The 19,597-nt window shown below is 43.1% G+C and carries 15 protein-coding genes and 2 tRNA genes; 9 read left to right on the top strand and 8 right to left on the bottom strand.

What is annotated here, in order from left to right; translation table 11 throughout:
* Positions 1 to 187 precede the first annotated feature (187 nt).
* From smc to psbU, 7 genes are all read right to left on the bottom strand, one after another.
* Entirely contained in the window at positions 188 to 3,718 is a 3,531-nt protein-coding gene (smc, locus tag IM475_RS13230) for a chromosome segregation protein SMC (protein WP_287727866.1), read from the bottom strand.
* A gap of 75 nt (positions 3,719 to 3,793) precedes the next feature.
* Positions 3,794 to 4,063, bottom strand: coding sequence for a YciI family protein (locus IM475_RS13225; RefSeq protein ID WP_108935534.1), 270 nt, complete (start codon positions 4,061 to 4,063; stop codon positions 3,794 to 3,796).
* A 252-nt stretch (positions 4,064 to 4,315) separates the two neighbouring features.
* On the bottom strand, positions 4,316 to 5,764 hold the full coding sequence (locus IM475_RS13220; RefSeq protein WP_287727865.1) for an SAM-dependent methyltransferase: 1,449 nt from the start codon (positions 5,762 to 5,764) through the stop codon (positions 4,316 to 4,318).
* Positions 5,765 to 5,945: 181 nt separating this feature from the next.
* Positions 5,946 to 7,016, bottom strand: coding sequence for a glycosyltransferase family 4 protein (locus IM475_RS13215; RefSeq protein WP_287727864.1), 1,071 nt, complete (start codon positions 7,014 to 7,016; stop codon positions 5,946 to 5,948).
* Positions 7,013 to 8,107 carry a HEAT repeat domain-containing protein gene (locus tag IM475_RS13210; protein WP_287727863.1) on the bottom strand — a complete coding sequence of 365 codons (1,095 nt, stop codon included), beginning with the start codon at positions 8,105 to 8,107 and terminating at the stop codon, positions 7,013 to 7,015. The genes IM475_RS13215 and IM475_RS13210 overlap by 4 nt, the downstream gene beginning before the upstream one ends.
* A gap of 206 nt (positions 8,108 to 8,313) precedes the next feature.
* Positions 8,314 to 9,981 carry an L-aspartate oxidase gene (gene nadB / locus IM475_RS13205; RefSeq protein WP_287658283.1) on the bottom strand — a complete coding sequence of 556 codons (1,668 nt, stop codon included), beginning with the start codon at positions 9,979 to 9,981 and terminating at the stop codon, positions 8,314 to 8,316.
* A gap of 192 nt (positions 9,982 to 10,173) precedes the next feature.
* Entirely contained in the window at positions 10,174 to 10,581 is a 408-nt protein-coding gene (gene psbU / locus IM475_RS13200) for a photosystem II complex extrinsic protein PsbU (protein WP_287727862.1), read from the bottom strand.
* A gap of 478 nt (positions 10,582 to 11,059) precedes the next feature.
* On the opposite strand from psbU, the gene IM475_RS13195 reads away from it, so the two are divergent.
* From IM475_RS13195 to IM475_RS13175, 5 genes are all read left to right on the top strand, one after another.
* Positions 11,060 to 11,695 carry a peroxiredoxin gene (locus IM475_RS13195; protein ID WP_002761158.1) on the top strand — a complete coding sequence of 212 codons (636 nt, stop codon included), beginning with the start codon at positions 11,060 to 11,062 and terminating at the stop codon, positions 11,693 to 11,695.
* 591 nt (positions 11,696 to 12,286) lie between these two features.
* The gene (locus IM475_RS13190) at positions 12,287 to 12,589 is read left to right on the top strand and encodes a ferredoxin (protein WP_287727861.1); all 303 of its coding nucleotides are present in this window, start codon (positions 12,287 to 12,289) and stop codon (positions 12,587 to 12,589) included.
* A gap of 137 nt (positions 12,590 to 12,726) precedes the next feature.
* Positions 12,727 to 12,811, top strand: a tRNA-Tyr gene (locus IM475_RS13185).
* 8 nt (positions 12,812 to 12,819) lie between these two features.
* Positions 12,820 to 12,891: transfer RNA gene (locus IM475_RS13180), tRNA-Thr, on the top strand.
* A gap of 144 nt (positions 12,892 to 13,035) precedes the next feature.
* Complete coding sequence (locus IM475_RS13175; protein ID WP_287727860.1) at positions 13,036 to 16,044, top strand: alpha-mannosidase; 3,009 nt, start codon at positions 13,036 to 13,038, stop codon at positions 16,042 to 16,044.
* On the opposite strand, the gene psbN is transcribed toward IM475_RS13175, so the two are convergent.
* The gene (psbN, locus tag IM475_RS13170; RefSeq protein WP_002736132.1) at positions 16,041 to 16,172 is read right to left on the bottom strand and encodes a photosystem II reaction center protein PsbN; all 132 of its coding nucleotides are present in this window, start codon (positions 16,170 to 16,172) and stop codon (positions 16,041 to 16,043) included. The genes IM475_RS13175 and psbN overlap by 4 nt on opposite strands.
* A 168-nt stretch (positions 16,173 to 16,340) precedes the next feature.
* Here psbN and IM475_RS13165 point away from each other — a divergent pair, with 168 nt between their 5' ends.
* From IM475_RS13165 to IM475_RS13150, 4 genes are all read left to right on the top strand, one after another.
* Positions 16,341 to 17,189, top strand: coding sequence for a carbonic anhydrase (locus IM475_RS13165; RefSeq protein ID WP_287661979.1), 849 nt, complete (start codon positions 16,341 to 16,343; stop codon positions 17,187 to 17,189).
* Positions 17,190 to 17,271: 82 nt separating this feature from the next.
* Positions 17,272 to 18,288 carry a glutaminase A gene (gene glsA, locus IM475_RS13160; protein ID WP_002736106.1) on the top strand — a complete coding sequence of 339 codons (1,017 nt, stop codon included), beginning with the start codon at positions 17,272 to 17,274 and terminating at the stop codon, positions 18,286 to 18,288.
* A gap of 542 nt (positions 18,289 to 18,830) precedes the next feature.
* Complete coding sequence (locus IM475_RS13155; protein WP_287727859.1) at positions 18,831 to 19,190, top strand: YtxH domain-containing protein; 360 nt, start codon at positions 18,831 to 18,833, stop codon at positions 19,188 to 19,190.
* Complete coding sequence (locus tag IM475_RS13150) at positions 19,191 to 19,556, top strand: DUF948 domain-containing protein (protein WP_287727858.1); 366 nt, start codon at positions 19,191 to 19,193, stop codon at positions 19,554 to 19,556.
* The last annotated feature ends 41 nt before the right edge of the window (positions 19,557 to 19,597 follow it).

The raw sequence follows: 19,597 nt of genomic DNA, 5'->3' as shown, positions 1-19,597 counted from the left end.
AGTTCACTGATTACTGTTTACTGATAACTGAAAAGCTTCCCACACCCCACTTCCCCACTTCCCCACTTCCCCACTTCCCCACTTCCCCACACCCCACTTCCCCACACCCCAATTCATAATTCATAATTCATAATTTATAATTCATAATTCATAATTTATAATTCCCACACCCCACTTGCGTCTAAGGTTAAACTTTAATTCCTAGTACCTGTGTATGGGTTCCCCGCGCTTGGGTGACACCGATGGTTCTTTCCGATGCTTCAATCATCGGCCGACGCAAACTAACGACAATAAACTGCGCTTGTTGTGCTTGTTTTTGAATCATTTTGGCCAATTTCTCTACATTGGCCCCATCTAAAAACATATCCACTTCATCAAACGCATAAAAGGGAGAAGGACGATATCTTTGTAGGGAAAAAATAAAGCTTAAAGCGGTTAAAGATTTTTCACCTCCAGACATGGAACTTAATCGCTGTACGGGTTTTCCTTTCGGATGTGCCACCAGATTTAAGCCACCATTAAAGGGATCATTTTCGTCTTCTAGTTGTAAGTAACCGTCGCCATCGGACAGGGTAGCAAATATATTCTTAAAGTTTTCGTTAACGGCAGTAAATGCTTCCTGAAAAGCATTAAATCTGAGGGTGGTAAAGTTTTCTATGCGTAAAAGTAGTTCGGTTCTTTCTCCCTCTAGAGTTTGCAGTTTTTCTGATAGTTCATCTAATCTCTCTTTAGTTTTTTGGTGTTCTTCTAAAGCTAACATATTCACAGGTTCTAAAGCTTCTAATTTCTTTTGTAACTGCCGAATATCGCTTTGAATTTTCTCGAAATCTCGCTCACTTTCGGGAATTTCGGGCAAGGGATTGGGTAAGTCGCTTTCTAGTTGACTAATTTCTGTCTGTAAAGTGGTTAGTAATGCTTGTCTTTCCTCTTGATTGTTGACTAACTTTTCCGATTGCCAGATAGCCTGTTGTTGTTGGTTTTGTTGTTGTCGCAAAACTGTCTCTAATTGGTCTCTTTTTTGCTTGGTTTCCCCTAGTTGTCGGGATAATTGCTGTAAAGCTTGATTGATTTCTAAAATATGGCGATCAAGTTTTTCTATCTCCAGATTACCGATATTTCTCTGATTAACTGCATCGGTAATTATCTTGTCAATCTCAATAATTCTATCCCCAGACTCTTGACTTTTTTCTTCTAGTCTGATCTGTTGACTTTGTAAATCTTTCAACTGTTCGCGGACTGTCGCGAGGTGATTTTCTTGGGTTTGTAACTCTAATTCTTGAGCGCGAATTATTCCCTGTACCTGTTGCCATTCGCTATGGGTATGATTGGCCTCTAAAGCAGTTAATTTCTCCTGTTCTTCCTGTAAAGATAACTCTAACTCAGGAATTTCTCTGGTTAATACCTCTAACCGTTGACGAGAAATAGTAATTTCCTCTTGCTGGCCCGATAATTGACGGGTTAAATCCTCTTTTTCTGTGGTTAAACGTTGTAAATCCTTGCTTAATTGTTGTAGAGATAATTGATTTTCCCGATGACTTTGACGGGTTTCGGTTAACTGTTGGGTTAACTGACTGATAAGATTATTAACTTGAGTAATTTTTTCTTCGTTGCGGGTAAGAATGCGATCGATTTCTGCTAATCTTTCCCGTAGAGATTCCACTTCACTAGACTCCTTAGGAGAAATTTTACCAAAACGCAGCCCCGATCGCGTCGGTTGGCTGCCTCCAGTCATAGCGCCAGTCATCTCTAATAACTCGCCATCCAAAGTAACAATACGATATTGATTGATATAATAACGGGCAGAATCTATATCCTCGAAAACCACGGTACTGCCAAAAATATAGTTAAAAACCTCCCGATACTGGGGTTGAAACTTAACCAAATTCACCGCTAAATCCAGATAACCCCGCGCATGACGCAGAGAGGAAATATCCTGGGGACGGGGAGGACGAATTTTATTCAGGGGTAAAAAAGTGGCCCGACCGATGCGACGCTGTTTTAGCAAGGCAATTCCGGCAGCCGCAACGCTATCATCTTGGACGACTACATGACCTAAACGACCTCCGGCGGCGATTTCCAGAGCAATTTGATAACGTTCCTCTACTTCGCCCAATTGTGCTACTAATCCGCAGATTCCGGGCAAATCTGACTGTAATAATATTTGAGTAGCATAGGTTCCCTGGGCCTCCTGTTGCGCTTGCTTAGTCGCTTCCAGTTTATCTAATTCCCTCTGTTTGTCCCGTTGTTCTTTTAGCAGACGTTTTTGGGTGTCCTGACTGATGACGCGATTTTGTTCGGCAATGGTGAGTTTTTGGGCTAAATTTTGGATATCTGGTTCTGATTGATTAATTTTTTGTAATATTTCTTGACTTTCTTCTGTTTTTGTGCTAACGACTTGCTCTAATTCTTGCAGACGTTGACCAGCTTCTACTATATTAGTTTGCAATCGATCGCATCTTTCGGTCAATTGGGCTCGTTGGCTACGGTAGGGGTTTAATTGTTCCTGAAGACGGGTAATATTGCGGGAAAGGTCACTTTGTTCTTTTACCCAAGCTTCTGACGCTTCCGCGAGACTACTTGCTTGCAGACGATGGTTTTCTAGGGTTTCCCTTGCGGTTTGGGTTGTCAGTAGGAGATTGGGTAAAATTTCAGTTTCTAAACGGCTTTTTTGGGCAGTAATCTGATTTAATTCGAGATTGTAGCGATTAATATCCTCTAAAAGTCTGTTTTTCTGTGCCTGAGACTCTTTTTCAAGGTTTTCTAACTCTTTTTGTCGTTCTTGCTGTTGTTGTCGTTTGGCCTGTTGACTCGCTAATCGGGAAGTCAGGGACAGGTGTTCATCTTCCCCGAAAGCTTTAACCTGTTGATTGAGTTTCTCTAATTCTTGACTATTTTGGGCGATTTGTTCGGATAAATTGGCGATAGTCTCGGTTAAAACCTGTTTTTCCCTTTCCCCAGCTTGAATTTGTCCTTGTACTTGCTGGCAGCGCTGCTGGAGATTTTGCCAATGGAGGACAATTTCCCATTGTTGTTTTTCTTGGACTTGGGCCTTGAGTTTTTGGTATTTTTCGGCTTTAATGCGATCGAGTGCTAATTTCTCGAGAGATTTTTGCAATTCTGTGGCAATAATTTGGCAGCGTTCTTCCCTTTCTTTAACCGAATCGATATTCTCCTTAGTTTTCTCAATTTTGCGGTCAAATTCGGCTACTCCTGCCAATTCGTCGATAATTTCCCGTCTTTCCTTGGCATTCATGCTGATAATTCGGGTTACGTCCCCCTGTAACACCACGTTGTACCCTTCGGGATAGATGCGTAAACGGTTTAACTGGTCGTGAAGTTCGCTAACCGTACAGGTTTCCCCATTGATATAGTAGGTAGAAGTATAGCTGCCACCCTTAGCCACTTTTAAGCGTCGGGAAACCGTCCAATCCCTATCGGTTGCGTCGGGAATATCGCTAACATCAAAAGTCACCGAAACACTCGCTTCGGTGCTATGACGTTGACTGTTATAGCTATGATTGACTAAATCCGGTAATCTTTCGGCCCGCATTCCCTTGGAAGTAGCTAATCCCAAGCAAAATAGCAATGCGTCGAGGATATTCGACTTTCCCGAACCATTTGGACCGGAAACCACCGTAAACCCCGGTAAAAAGGGTATAGGGGTTGTTCCCCCGAAGGATTTGAAGTGTGAGAGTTCGACCTTTTTGATGTAAACCATGGCGATAAGCAAAAAGTAGGAAAGCTGTCAGCTTTAAGACAACACCCTTATAGAAAAATATAGCTGATAGTCCCCTTAAATGGCTTGAATCCATTCTTTGACTTGGTATTCTGTCCAGATACCATTTTGCCAGTAGGGATCCGCTTCGATTAATTCTCGCACTTCTGACTCGCTGGCTGCCTGATAAATTCCGAAAACTTGGCTTAAATCTGCCGTTGGTCCGATAGTAACGAGAATTCCCCGTTCTTTCTGTTGATTTAATCCCTCTAGATGTGCTTGACGATAGGGTGCGCGTTTTTCCAGCACGTTTTCACAATAACTACCCCAGATAACAAATTTCGGCATATTTGACCTGTACTCTCTTGATATCTTGTTATTTTACGATCGAATCGTCAATCAGACTCAATCGATATATAGCGTTTTTCACTCTGCTGAGGTACAAAAGTTATGGGTTTTAGGCAAAAGGCAACAGGCAAAAGGCAAAAGGGAAGAAAAATAGGTGTACCTCACTAGCTTAGGAAACGATATAGTGCGATGCCGAAGGCACTGCATAGCAGATCACCGATCTTGTCGGGTGGGTCATTAACGCAGCTAAAATTAAAGCTTATAGGATAACAACTTCTCGGCTAAAACTGATAAATTTAAACTATTTAAAATACGGGTTTTTATCGGTCGTTTTTCATCCCAAAATATTAAGGATGAATAAAATTCTCTGCCTAGGGAAGAATTGAGAAGCTGTAAGGTTTTTTGAGCGGTATCTAAATCATCGAAGCTTAGGAAGTAAACAGTATCATCGAAAATAACGGGTTGATTTTGATAGGGTAATATCAGGTTAAAATTCAGTTTTTTATAAAGTCCAGAAATGGCAATTTTAAAAGGTGAGAAGCTGTAAGAACCCACGCCAAATATGCAAAAGTCTGGCTGATTTTGATAAATTTTGCTCTTTCTGTCTAGAAAATAATTTTTATGATCAACTAAATATTGCCAAGTTTTTGGTGCTATATCGCGTATATTTTCTGTAGATTCACCGATAAACTTCTGAGTTACCAAAATGTATTTATTGATAACCTCTAGGCGATTTTGTGCCACATCTGAACCTTTCAGGAGAGGATAAAGATAGGTGGGTTCAATATCAACGACTTCCTTTAAACCATTGAGAAAAATTCCATTAACTAACTGCAACTCCATGACTTTTGAGCAATCATGTTTAATTCCTGAACGCCATTTTTCCTGAGGATGCCGATGATATAAATATTCTAATCTAGTAAAAGCATTTAAATCTCTGACTAGGATATTATTTTGATAACCAATGCGCTGAAATTTCCCTTCTTCAAAACTATTGAAAACATCACAAAAGTAATTTTCTGAATGAGAATCAAATTGACAAAATAGAAGACAAGCATCTACATTTGCTTGAAAATATTTTTGAGTATTGATCGGATAAATTGCCGAGTAAACGAGATGAATTTTGTGAGTATAGATATAGTTTAAAATTTTTCTAGATACGGCCGTTTTACAAATAATTGCCAGATAAGCTGAACGTCGATCGAGACATTCAATCAGCTTAATTAACATCCACTCTGAAATATCAAAATTACTTTTTCCCGTCATGGCATCTAAACCATGATAGCCTTGAAAGTTGCTTTTTTGAGGTAAATTTTTTCCGTTAATAAGTCCTTGTTTTGAGTTGGTTATCCAAGGCAGATTCCCCAAGAATAAAATATTTTCTGACCATAATTGAGTCAGGGAATACCAGTCACAATCAAAAAAATTCTTCTGTTCAACTTGTATTCTTTGATCTTGGCATATTTGCCGATCTTGATTAATCTGAGTGATATAATTAGGATTAATTTCAAAGCCGAGGATTTTTTCAGTTTGTTTAAAGGTAAGTGCTGCTGCTTTTAAAAAGTTACCTATACCACAAGTTGGCTCAATAATAACATCGGGTTTAACATGAATTTGCCATAATTTTTGACAAATCTTTTCGGTTAACTCCGGGGGAGTTTGAAAGTCTCCATATTCAATTTTAACCTGAGAAGCTTGCATGACTAATTCTCTCTATAAATGGCTATTAATCCTTCTTCTTGACCGGCAAGATCGATTACCCTAGCTTTTTTCACTTTGTGTTCTTTGTGCCTCCGTGGTTGCTCCCAAACCCTTCTGGGATAACCCGATAGAAAAGTTTATGCTAGGCTAGATTTAACCGGACTAAACCAAGAGAGCCTATTTATTTTTTGCGAGCAAAAATTTCTTCAAACCAATTAATAGCTCGATTTGCTAAAGCTTCTAGGGAATATTTTTGCTCGACTACTGCACGACAAGAATATCGATCGATCCGGTCTAAATTTTTAATTCCTGTAACTAATCCCTCGATACTATCGGGTTCAACTAAAAAACCAGTTTTTCCATCTTCAATAATTTCTACTGGACCACCGCGACGATAGGCAACTACGGGAACACCACAGGCCAAAGCTTCAATAGCCACGTTACCAAAAGCCTCAACCCAGCGCGGGGTCATCAACAGGCCAAAACAGTCGCCTAGCTCTTTTTGTAGGCTCTCGGTGGGCAAAAACCCGCGATAATCGACTAAATCGAAACTGTAGGTATCCTGTAAATTTTGCCAGTAGAGAGGATCGGAAATATGACCGAAAACGCGTAAAGGCACACCTAACTGTTGACAAGCAGCGATCGCATCTTCCAAAGCCTTTTCCGGGGCAATCCGTCCCACCCAGGCTAGACAGGGGGAGGAATCGGCCCGAAACTGATACAAAGATAGGTCTAAACCATTAGCCAAACAGCGATAGGGGGGAGAGAGGGAGAAAGTTTCCGCTTGGGCGAGGGTGTGAAAAGCGAGTAAATGGGGAAAACTGCTATAGGTTTTTTCAATAATATGATCCATCGCCAAAGAAACGGAAGCCATGCTGACTAAATGGGCGACGGGAGTGGCAAAAAAAGGAGTGAGATAAAAAGGGAGCCAATCGTAGGCAAAATTAACAATCAAATCATACTGACTTTGTACTGATTGGGCGTAGTGCCACATATTGGCCAAAACGGCATTTTCGGGCATTAAAATCGGGGCTTGCTGGCCCTGACTTTGGGCGGAAATCTGGGCATTTCCTGCTATAGTGATTAAGGGAATATCATGCAACTGCGAGGCTTCTGGAGCCACTACCCGCACCAGATAGCCTTGCCTGGTCAGAGTACGAGCGAGATTATAAAGAGTTAATTCTACGCCACCGCCGCCCCCCGAACCCAGAAATCCCACGGGGGTGGAGATAAATAACAGTTTTCGACTCAATTTTGCACCTCAGTGGGTGTGGTTTCAGTGAAGGAAGTATCCTGTACGTCATCATCTTCCGGTTCACCAGTGGTTTCTAGGGGAGCAATATCTAAACGGGGAGCTAATTGCAGATTTAACTGTCTAATTGCCCAGCGTGCCGTTTCTTGCACTTCCTCATCGGAATCATCGAGGGCATGACAAATTAATTGACTGATCTGAGACATGATATCGTAGAGTCTGGTTAAATCCCGAATAGCATTTTTCCGCACCTGGGGATTTTTATCCTGGAGAGAGATAGCCAAAGCTTGGTTCATCGGTCGCAGGGAGCGGGTGCAGATTTGAGCGAGGGCTTCTAGGGTTAAACTGCGTTCGTAGGAATCCCCATCCACCATGCTATCGACTAAAGGCTGCATTGCCCTAGAATCGGACATCTGTGCCAGCTTCCAAACCGCCCGTCTACGGGTACGGGGATCGTTATCGCGAAGACTTTCAATTAAACTCAGGATTAAGTCGGCGTTCGGGATACGGGAGGTAGCTTGTACGGGCAAAGAAGGCTCGAAATCCTCTTCACCACCGCCATTAATGTCACTGCCCGTCTTGGTGTCCGCATCGAAGGAATTGCCATTGCCCCTAGAAAAGTTGTCGAGTGGGTTTTTAGGAGTGACGTAAGTTGTCTTTTTGCGCGGTTTTGAGGCTTTGCCCTTGGGACGGTATTGAAGGAAAAGCGATAGTAAAGCTGCCAATAAAGCGATGGATAACAGGGCTGAGCCAGCAATTAATGGTATTGGCAAATTCTCATTTTTGGCGGCTGCGTTGGCGGCCGCGGCGTTTTGACCTAAATACTTCTGCATATTAGCGATCGCATTTTGAGCAAATGTATTGTTCGGACGTTGTGCCAGAGCTTGTTGAAATTTTTCTAGGGCGAGTTGGTAATTTCTTTGGGCTGTGGCTTCGTAACCAGCTTTCATCAACTGATCGTAAGTGGCGACAGTCTGGGGTTGCTCTAACCTAGGTGGAGTTTGAGCGTTAGCCTTGGATAAAGCCTGAAAATCATGACCCCAACTGCTCACACCGATAGCTAACAACAATAGGAAATTAGGTTTGATCATAGAATTAATGTAACTGTTTAGGGGTAGGTAAAAGTATGATAGCCTAAAAGCTATAGATGGGAGGCACTCAGCTCCAGAGAGGGGTCATGGACTACGATGATTGGGAAAAGCCCCGGGTCAGCGTCGGGCAAATAGTGCCGCTACTGGGATCGGGGATAGAGTCCACTGTTTAGAGCTTAGGGATTATCTGTGAAAAACTGGCTTAATTAAGCTTGCACAGGCGTTTTGCGCCACGTTCGACCTTGAATAGTCGTGTGGAATTGCCAATTAGCTACAGTTTCTGGATAATCGCCCCGATAGTGACCGCCTCGGCTTTCTGCTCGTAATAAGGCACTTTCCAGAATTAAGTCGGCGATATCTAGAAGATTTAATGTCTCGATCGCTATTCTTATTTCTAACTGCACCGAGGGACACAAAAATAATTGTCCTTTGTCGGGGAGAAGATTCTGGAGAAATTGGCCCATCTTTAAGGAATGTAACTGTTGTTTCCACTGCTGCACCTGTAGGATAGCAGTTTCTAACTCATTTTGAAATCGGCAAATTCCCGCATTTTCCCACATTAAAATCGGTAATTCTCTCCGTACTTTTTGCCAGTATTCCTGTTCTTCCTGCCAATTTTCTGCGATTTCTAGGGGTTTTTCTGGTCTTTCCCCCAGAAAGTTTTCTGGCTCTAGACCTATTTCAACTAAACTTGCCGCAAAGACAATACATTCCAAGAGAGAATTACTGGCTAAACGATTGGCTCCATGAACACCTGTACTAGCGGCTTCGCCGATCGCATACAAACCGGGTAGAGAAGTACGGGCGTTTAAATCTGTGGCCACTCCTCCCATCCAATAGTGAGCGGCGGGGGCGACGGGAATCACATCCTCAAGCACATTAATGCCCCATTTTTGACAGATGCGGATAATATTGGGGAAACGATAACGCAGACGCTCCGGTTCGATCGGTCTTAAATCTAGATATACTTTGGCATGGGCGGGATCGTCGGAGGTTTTCTGCAAATGGCTAAAAATCGCCCGACTCACCACATCCCGGGGGGCCAATTCTCCGGCCGGATGATAATCGAAGGCAAAACGCCGCCCCTGGGCATCAATTAAATGCGCTCCTTCGCCGCGCACCGCTTCACTAATTAAAAACCGCGGCGCCCCCGGCACAGTCAAGGCGGTGGGGTGAAACTGAAAAAATTCTGGGTCGCGAATCACTGCCCCAGCACGCCAAGCCAGGGCGACTCCATCCCCGGTGCTAACGGCGGGATTGGTAGTTTGGGCGTATACTTGACCGCCGCCTCCCGTAGCCAGAATGACTGCTTGCGCTCGCAGCCAACAGAGATGATCTTGATGGAGTAAACAAATACCTTGACAGCGTTGCCCTTCCGGGTCAAGCCAGAGTTTCAGCGCAATCGCTTGGGGAATAATGGTAATATTGGAGCGCTCGGTCACTTTTTCCATCAGGGTACTGATGATCGCTCTCCCCGTGCGATCGGCTGCGTGTAGCACCCTGGCCTGGGAATGGGCAGCCTCAAGAGTGCGGGCTAAGTCGTCTCCAGAGCGATCAAAACTAACTCCTAACCGCAGCAAATCAGCGATCGCTTGAGGGGCCTTCTCAACTAAAAACTGGACGGCATAGCGATCACATAAGCCCGCTCCGGCCTTCAGGGTATCTTCTAAATGGAAAACGGGGGAATCTGCCGGGGACGTGGCCGCCGCAATTCCTCCCTGCGCCCAATCACTAGCCCCGGTTTTTAAATCTTCTTTGGTAATTAAACCCACCTTTAAGTTAGGGGGTAAACACAGCGCGGCATACAATCCCGCCGCTCCCGAGCCGACCACTAAAACATCTTGATAACTCGGCAGTTGCCAGGAAACGACCATTGAGGGATGAATTGATAAATTCTATTTATTCTAGCATTTCATTTCTCTATAGTTCTGGCAAAAATCGCCAGTTTTTACCTTGGGGCAGTATGCCAGATTCTTTCTTTTGCCTCTTGCCTTCAGAAGCTGATCACTGAAAAAGGTGAGCGATCGCCCACCTAGAAATTTTTTTAAAACCGTAATTAACTGGATTTAGTAAACTCCGGGGTTAAAACGGTCATCACCCTCGATAAATTCTTTAGAAGGCTCAGTAACGGTGAATTTCTCCAGATTAGCCTGTAAACGCTCTTTTTGAGTGGCCGAGAGTCCGGGGATATTGAGGACATCTTCCACTTCTTCGTAGGGGGCGTTTTTGATGATTTTACCGGCTAAATTGGGATAGAAACCTCTCAAGTCCCGGAAATCGCGAATATCACTGTTATTAAGGTCGATTTTCGCCCCAAATTCTGTGGTTAGTTTGGCATCAGCCGCATTTAAGACCGCCACGGGAAGAGAGGGAAGGGCGAGCGAGGTGAGATTGAGAGCTTGAGCGGGAACTTTGCCCCAAAAACTCCCGATAATCAAGGCAATTACCGCCAGCAGACGAACAAGATTCTTCATTGCAGTTGTGGTCTCCTAAAACCAAGGCAAATTAACGATCAGGACAAGAAATTAAGCCGTCAGCTTTCCGACTAGGCATAGGGTGGGTAGTTGGGATTTGCCACCGCAGCCTAGCTATTAGCTGAACGCTGATAGCTAGTTAAAAAAGTTATATCATGCCATTAGACCAGATCATAACCTAGTTTGCCCCCCTAGGGGAAGGGTTTTGCGGTTTTGGGGTTTGATCACAAAGAACAAGTTGGTTAGGAGAATCTAAATCGCTAAAACCCTTTTCTGGCAAAGACTTTCCTGCTGCCATCTGGCGGCTGCTACAGTTGAATTTCCCTATTTCCCTATCTCCCCACTTCCCCCATTTCCTCAATCCCCTATCCCCTAACCCAATTATTATAAATCCCTAAAATTATCAATGACGAACAGCACTCCTATGGCATCATAAACTGTTGCTTGTCTTGAAATACATAATAAGGAAGACACAATTATGGCTCTCCAATTGGGTGATATCGTTCCAGATTTTACACAAGATTCTAGTGAAGGTCCGATTTCTTTTCACCAGTGGGTAGGAGATAGCTGGGTGGTGCTGTTCTCCCACCCGGCTGATTATACCCCCGTTTGTACCACGGAATTAGGTACGGTGGCTAGTCTTAAGTCAGAATTTGAGCGACGCAATGTGAAAGTGATCGCTTTGAGTGTGGATAGTGCCGAATCCCATCGGGGTTGGATTAATGACATCAACGAAACTCAAAACACTACCGTTAACTATCCGATTATCGCCGATGGCGATCGCAAAGTGTCGGATCTCTACGGCATGATTCACCCCAATTCCCTCAATAATCTGACGGTACGTTCGGTGTTTATCATCGATCCCAACAAAAAATTACGTTTAACCATTACCTATCCTGCCAGCACGGGACGCAATTTTAACGAGATCCTGCGCGTGATCGACTCCCTGCAGCTCACCGATAACTATCAAGTGGCTACCCCCGCCAACTGGACCGACGGCGGCGATTGTGTGGTGGTTCCCTCTATTCCCACTGAAGAAGCTCGTAGCAAATTCCCCAAAGGAGTTGAAGAAATCAAACCCTATCTACGCATGACTCCCCAACCTAATAAGTAATTAGTGACCGGTAATCAGTGAACCAGATCCTGGAAAACTGACAATCCGAAAACCAAGAAATCGTCAGGGAGGGTTAGCCATCCGTTTTAACGGATGCTACCCCTGGCAACAGGGGATTTATCCCCCTCTATCATTTATTGGTTTGATTGTCAATAGATTTTTTCCTAGTTTCCTTAGATGTGTTACCGGCAGTAGTGCCGAAAAGCAATTTCTTGGCTGGGTTAAAGACAATTCATCGACATCTATCTTAACCATAAGTTAAATTAATATTTAATAAAAATCGGCTCAAGACGAAAAAAACGATTAACATTATCGCTCCAAATGCTTAGTGGTGGCTAGTTTGACTAGATTGTAGAGGGATGAAATTATCTAGAGATCAAGCAAGTATCCTCAAAAATTCTGGAGTAGATATATAAGTAAATTTTATTTTAAGTTTATTTAAGACTGTCATTACTAATGCAAGGCTGAGTCGGGGAGATTTTCCCGTAGTATCAAAAATGAAACTCGCTCCAATCGTTCAATCTGACTACGAGCGAGAGGCAATTGTAGAGACTGCCGCTTTCACTAGCATTTAATTAAGAGGAACAACCGATGGCAACTTATAAAGTCACCCTGAAAAATGAATCTGAAGGACTTAATACTACAATTGAGGTTCCCGATGATGAGTACATTCTCGATATAGCTGAAGAGCAAGGACTGGACTTACCTTATTCCTGCCGCGCAGGAGCTTGCTCCACCTGTGCAGGTAAAATTGAATCTGGTACTGTCGATCAATCCGATCAATCCTTCTTAGATGACGATCAAATTGAAGCGGGTTATGTCCTCACCTGCGTCGCCTATCCTACCTCTGACTGTGTGATCCTCACCCACCAAGAAGAAGCTGCTTTGAAGTAATCTCTCTCCAGATCGTCAGAAAACTCCCGTTAAAGCCATGGCTTTAATGGGACTTATTTTATGGCTCAAAAATTTTTTTCCCTAAACACTTGTGGGTTTTAGCTAAGGGTGCTATGATTGTTAATCGTGGAATTAATGGGTCGGTGCCCGAGTGGTTAATGGGGGCGGACTGTAAATCCGTTGGCTACGCCTACGCTGGTTCGAATCCGGCCCGGCCCACCACGATCAATGCCCGTGTAGCTCAGTGGTAGAGCACACCCTTGGTAAGGGTGAGGTCATGAGTTCAATCCTCATCACGGGCTTTCTCTTTCCCGCTCATTCTCAATCAACCATTGAAGAATGAGATTAAGCAAGTCTTCAGCACTATGGCGTTAACAGAAGTTATCCCCTAGCCCGATTAGGCATCGATCGCTTAAAATGGTCAAAATTAACTTATTTGTTGGCTCATGTCTCCCCTCGACAACATCGCTAAACTGTCTCACCTTACCCGCACAGATGTTCAGAAAAATTGGTTGATCGCTACAGCAGCGGGAAACCCAATTCAACCCGTCACCCTCAATGAAAAACAATACATTATTTGGCCAGCCGGCAGACAAATTCAATATCTAACTCAAAAAATTATTGTCCCCGAACATTTAGCCGGTTATCCTTTAGCGGGAATGGAACTGAGATTAATCCTAACTTGGTGGGCGGAAGATGTCAAAATTTATGTTAATAATCAATTTATCCAAGCAGGAGACCTCTTTGATTCTTCCACCCGCATTTTACTTTCCAACTCGGTCTCTACTGGTCAAGAAATTCTTGTTACTCTGCGTTTAGTCAGTCCCAATCATGATATTGGTGGTTTGATGAAATCGCAGTTAATCTATGAATATAGCCAAGCGATCGATCCTAGTTTTGTTGCTGATGAATTGACCATTCTCCATAATTATCTACAAACTTTTTATCCTGAAAACTTAGCAATTTTTACCGCTACTCTCGATAATATTGACTGGGATAATGTCACCAACAAAGATAGATTTAATCAATCCCTAGAATCAATTCGTCAATCCCTACAACCCCTCGCTCAACCTCTCAAAGAACGCAGTTTTCATCTTCTCGGTCATGCACATTTAGATATGGCTTGGTTGTGGCCGTTGGCAGAAACTTGGCAAGTGGCAAAAAACACTTTTATCTCGGTTTTAAACCTGCAAAAAGATTTTCCTGCCCTCATATTTGGTCATTCTAGTCCCCTAATTTACGAATGGATAGAAAAACATCATCCTGACCTGTTTGAAGCAATGCTAGAGGCATATAAAGGGCAATCCTGGGAACTTTTGGGCGGGATGTGGGTAGAACCAGAAGTCAATTTAATTTCTGGGGAATCCCTATTTCGACAGCTGCTTTATGGACAAAAATATTTTCAAGAAAAATTTGGACAAATCACTAAAACTGCTTGGCTGCCAGATACCTTTGGTTTTCCCTACCAATTGCCGCAAATTCTTAAATCCTTTGGCATTAAATACTTTGTAACCGGGAAACTACATTGGAATGATACGACTAAATTTCCCCACGGTTTTTTCTGGTGGCAATCTCCCGATGGCAGTAAAATTCTTTCCCTCATGTCTCCTCCCAATGTTGCCGGAGTTATGGATACTAACCCAATTATTATGACCGATCATGCTCTCAATTGGGAACGGCAAACCGGCTTAAAAGATATTTTTTGGTTGCCGGGAGTTGGTGACCATGGCGGCGGTCCGACTCGTGATATGTTAGAGGTGGCCCAACGTTGGCAAAAATCTCCTTTTTTCCCCCAGTTAAAATTTAGCCAAGCAACAACTTATCTGGACAGTCTGGAGACAAGTAATCTCCCTATCTGGGATGATGAATTATATCTAGAATTTCATCGCGGTTGTTATACTACCCACGCTGACCAAAAGTCCTACAATCGTTACTGTGAAATCCTCTTGTATCAAGGAGAATTATGGTCTTCTCTGGCTAATATTTTACTAGAGATTCCCTATCCGAAAGTCGAGATAGAATCGGCATGGAAAAAGGTTTTATTAAATCAGTTTCATGATATACTTCCTGGTACTTCTATACCCGAAGTGTTTAGGGATGCCAATCAGTTATGGCGGCAAGTTATCGCCACGGTTGAAGCAATTTTAGATCAAACTTTACAGGCAATTGCCACTCAAATTAATTTACCTAATCCCCCCCATTCCCAAGCAAAACCTTTTCTAGTTTTTAATTCTCTTAACTGGGAAAGATCCCAGGTTGTCTCTTTAGCTATAGAATCTGTCAATTGTTCGGTTTATGACTTAAATAATTGTCTCTGTCCTTCGCAATTATCCCACGACAATCAGCTATTATTTCTCGCTGAAAATATTCCTTCTGTGGGTTATAAGTTATTTTGGTTAGTTCCCAATCAGCCAGCAGCCGAGCAAAATTTAACCAACTGCCAATTTATTTTAGATAATGGACTGCTTAAAGTTACTATTAACTCGGAAACGGGAGATATAGATAGTATATTCGATATAATTAATCAAAAAGAAATCCTGCAAGCTGCCGGTAATCAATTACAGGCATTTAAAGATCAAGGACAATATTGGGACGCTTGGAATATCGATCCGAATTATCAACAATATCCCTTACCAAAAACAGTATTAAAATCGATCAAATGCTTAGAATGTGGTCCCTTGCGCTGGCAGATTCGCGTGATCAGAAGTTTAGGTGATTCGCAATTTTGTCAAGATTATATCTTAGAAAAAGATTCCCCTATTCTCCAGATTAAAACTATTGTTAATTGGCAACAGGAACATACTTTAGTAAAAACCGCTTTTCCTCTCACCCTAAACAGCGATTTTACCGCCTATGAAATTGCCTGTGGTGCGATCGAGCGTTCCCACGAACCAGAATCGCCAAAATGGGAAGTTTACGCCCATAAATGGGCGGATTTAACCGATACAGAAGCAAACTATGGGGTAAGTCTTTTAAATAATAATAAATATGGCTATGATGCTACTAACCAGCAACTGCGATTAACTCTGTTGAGAAGTCCCCGATGGCCAGATCCCGAGGCGGATCTGGGAACCCAAGAATTTACCTATGCAATATATCCCCATCAAGGTAACTGGAAAACGGCGAAAACTGTCCATCACGCTTGGCAGTTAAACTCACCTGTCAACGTTATTTTTATTAATAATTCTTCTCGATCAACCCAGTTGCCACCCGTGGCACAATGGTTAAAATTCTCGGCCGATAACTTAATTTTAATGAGTTTCAAACAAAGTGAAACAGCCTCTCGGGGTTGGGTAATGCGCGTTTATGAATGTCAGGGAGAAAACGCTGTTATTGATTGGCAAAATCAATTACAATTAATAATAAAAGAATCGATCGATGGTTTAGAAAGAGCGATCGATCCTATGGAGCAAATTTCTCCTTGGCAGATAGCCACATGGTTATTAAAGAATTAATCTTCGTGATCTTCAAAAGGATCGCTTAATTCTGCTGCCGGCGGTCCAAAAGCGGTATAAAGAGCTAAAGCGGTAATTCCTACCAAAGCGGCAGCGATCGAAACACCCAAAATTGTTGCAGTTTCCATAAAATAAAATTTGCTTAGATACAGTCCGTATCTTATCTTAACAAAATATAACCGATCTCGCCGCCGATAACGATCGCTAATCTGGCCGGTTGCATTGCTGTTATCTCATGCCCGATAATGCTGAAAGGATCGAGTAAATAGCGATCAAACTAAACCAGAAAAATTATTATGAAGAAACTCCTACAGGGACTAGAAAAGTTCCAGAGTGGTTATTTTGATGAACATCGGCAATTATTTGAGCAACTCTCCCACGGACAAAAACCGAGAATCCTGTTTATCACCTGTTCCGATTCCAGGATCGATCCTAACCTAATTACCCAAGCGGAGGTGGGGGAATTATTCGTAATTCGTAATGCGGGGAATATAATTCCTCCCTACGGAGCAACCAATGGTGGTGAGGGTGCATCTATAGAATATGCTATCAACGCTCTCGGCATCGAGCAAGTGATTATCTGCGGTCACTCCCATTGTGGAGCGATGAAAGGTTTGCTAAAATTGCAGAGTCTGGCCGATGAAATGCCTTTAGTTTACGATTGGTTAAAACAAGCAGAAGCTACTCGACGTTTAGTTAAGGATAATTACAAAGAATTAGAAGGAGAAGAACTGATCGAGGTGACAGTAGCAGAAAATGTTCTCAATCAGTTAAGTAATTTGCAAAGCTATCCAATTATTCGTTCCCGATTACATCAGGGTAAATTATCTCTACACGGTTGGATTTTTCGGATTGAAACTGGCGAAATTTTAGCCTACGATCCCATCCTACACGATTTTGTCGCTCCCCATAGTAAAATTACCCACCCCGAAGCAGCAGACAATTTACCCTCTAGTCGTCACCTTCCCAATAGTCATCCCTTCAAGATTTCTGAGGATTATATCAGGACTCACGCGGAGGTAAAAAAAGCCACTCCTGCGGTTAATACTGTGGCGAAAAAGAATGGCTCCTCGACCCAAAAACCGGGCTATAATTATTTAGAACCCTCCCAAGCTGATCGCATTTATCGCGGTTCGAGAAGTTAATTAGGGATTACAGAAATTCTCTAGAGATGTGCTTATTAACGTCTCTAGAGTGGCAATTAAACGATAACTGCTATACTCCTCTATGGCTTCCCCAAAAGATTTTATTAGTCCCGTCAATTCCGAGCAAGAGTTAGTCTATCCTTTTCGGAACTATCTTAACTATCTGCACGCAAAATACTCTGATTTACAGACGGGTCATATCGCCGATTATATTCCGGAATTAGCCCTAGCAGCTCCAGAATGGTTTGGTATTTCCGTAATTAGCACTGATGGTCAGATTTTTGAGGTGGGAGACTGTCAGCAAACCTTTACAGTACAATCAATTTCTAAAGCTTTTGTCTTTGGATTAGCTCTAGAAGATCACGGAAGAGAATACGTTAATAGTAAAGTCGGGGTTGAACCCACGGGAGAAGCTTTTAACTCGATTATTCTCGATGAAAAAACCAATCGTCCCTATAATCCTATGGTTAATGCTGGTGCGATCGCTACCACGGATTTAATCACCGGACAGAATGCCACCGAAAGGCTAAAACGTATTTTAGAAATGTTTAAACGCTATACCGGCAGGGATCACGAGATTAATGTCCCCGTTTTTCTCTCGGAAAAATCCACCGGCAATCGCAATCGGGCCATGGCCTATCTAATGCTAAATTTTGGCATGGTTAGCGATAAAATTGAAGAAACCCTCGATCTTTACTGTCAACAATGCGCCATTCTCGTCCATGCTCACGATTTAGCTCTGATGGCGGCTACCTTAGCTAATGGAGGTGTCAACCCAATCACAGGAATACGGGCGATCGATGAACACTACGTTCAAGATGTGATCAGTGTTATGCTTACCTGTGGAATGTACGACGCTTCAGGAGAATGGGCCTATCGGGTAGGATTACCAGCAAAAAGCGGTGTCGGGGGCGGAATTACGGCAGTAGTCCCCCATCAGTTGGGAATTGGGACTTTTTCGCCCCTTTTAGATGAAAAAGGCAACAGCATCAGAGGAGTGAAAATTTGTCAAGATATTTCAGAGGATTTTGGTTTACATTTATTCAATGTGGCTAAACCAGAACGAGATTTAAAAACGTGGCTTGAAGGTAATAGTTGATATTGATAGCTGTCCCCGACAAGAGCGCCTACCAACCCTGGGAAATTAATTTGGCCAGAGGTCTGTGGAAAAAAATGTCATAAACCTCTTGACAAAAGCAGCGGGTTGTGTGTAATATAAATACTGTGTGAGGAGTATAAGTTCAGCATAAGAGGAACCTTTGGGGTCGAAACACGGCAAGACTCCCAGAGGTTCTTCTTTTTCACTCCCTTATTGGCTCAAAGTCGGTCATAAAATCAGGTTTTCCCGATCGCTAGTTTTTTCTCAATTTATCCCTTCTAGGTCTGTTTGGCTCTTCTAGGTTCTGTGTGATAAGTTTAACTTACTCTATGATCGATCAATCCTTGTGTCCTTTGTGTCTTTGTGGTTCCTTCCACTCGCTCGCCAGCAGGACTGTATCTTAGAATACATTTTGCCCACCAAACCTAAGAGAGCCTCTGTTTTTCTTTACCAAGAGCAACAGTCCAAAATTTTGCCGAAGAAACTGCACAAGAGAAGTGTAATTGCTCGTAAAATTGGGAATTAAGTACAAGGGCAATCCTATGGCAGATAAAAATAACGGTAACGGTGGCTTATTCCTCGTCGGGGTTTTAGTGGGCAGTGCGATCGGGGCAGTGGCGGGTTTATTAGTAGCGCCCAGATCTGGAAAAGAAACCCGTCGAATTCTGCAAAAATCCGCGCGGGCTTTGCCAGAATTAGCCGAAGATCTGACCACGACGATGCAATTGCAGGCCGATCGCCTATCGGAATCGGCCCGACGTAATTGGGATGATACTTTAATCAGATTAAAAGAGGCGGTGACAGCCGGAATCGAAGCTAGTCAAAGTCTAGCCACCGACAATCCTTTCCCCGACTCGCAAGAATCCCCCCAAGGCGATAATCAACACTCGAATCACTATTAAATGACCGAACCTATTTTCTGGCTAGGATGTTCTTTACTGCTAGTCGCCGTTAGTTTAACGGCGGTTTTCATCGCCGCTTTACCTGCCCTGCAAGAGTTAGCCCGGGCAGCCCGCAGTGCCGAAAAATTATTCGATACCCTCCATCGGGAATTTCCCCCGACTCTAGAAGCAATTCGCCTGACAGGGGCGGAAATCAGCGAATTAACCGAAAATATCGATGAAGGGGTCAAAAGTACCCGCCAAGTTGTCCAAGGAGTCGATCGCAGTCTCGGTAATGCTAAAGCTGGTCTCAGCAAGCTCGATCGTGGCAGCCGTCGCCTCTTGATCGGTTTTAAAGTCGCTTGGAATACTTGGAAACGCAGTTAAGGAGATGGGGAATTATGAATTATGAATTATGAATTATGAAT

The sequence above is a fragment of the Microcystis sp. M061S2 genome, assembly GCF_020245605.1.
In the GTDB taxonomy this organism is placed as follows: Bacteria; Cyanobacteriota; Cyanobacteriia; order Cyanobacteriales; family Microcystaceae; genus Microcystis.
This window is presented reverse-complemented; position numbering and strand designations above follow the sequence as displayed.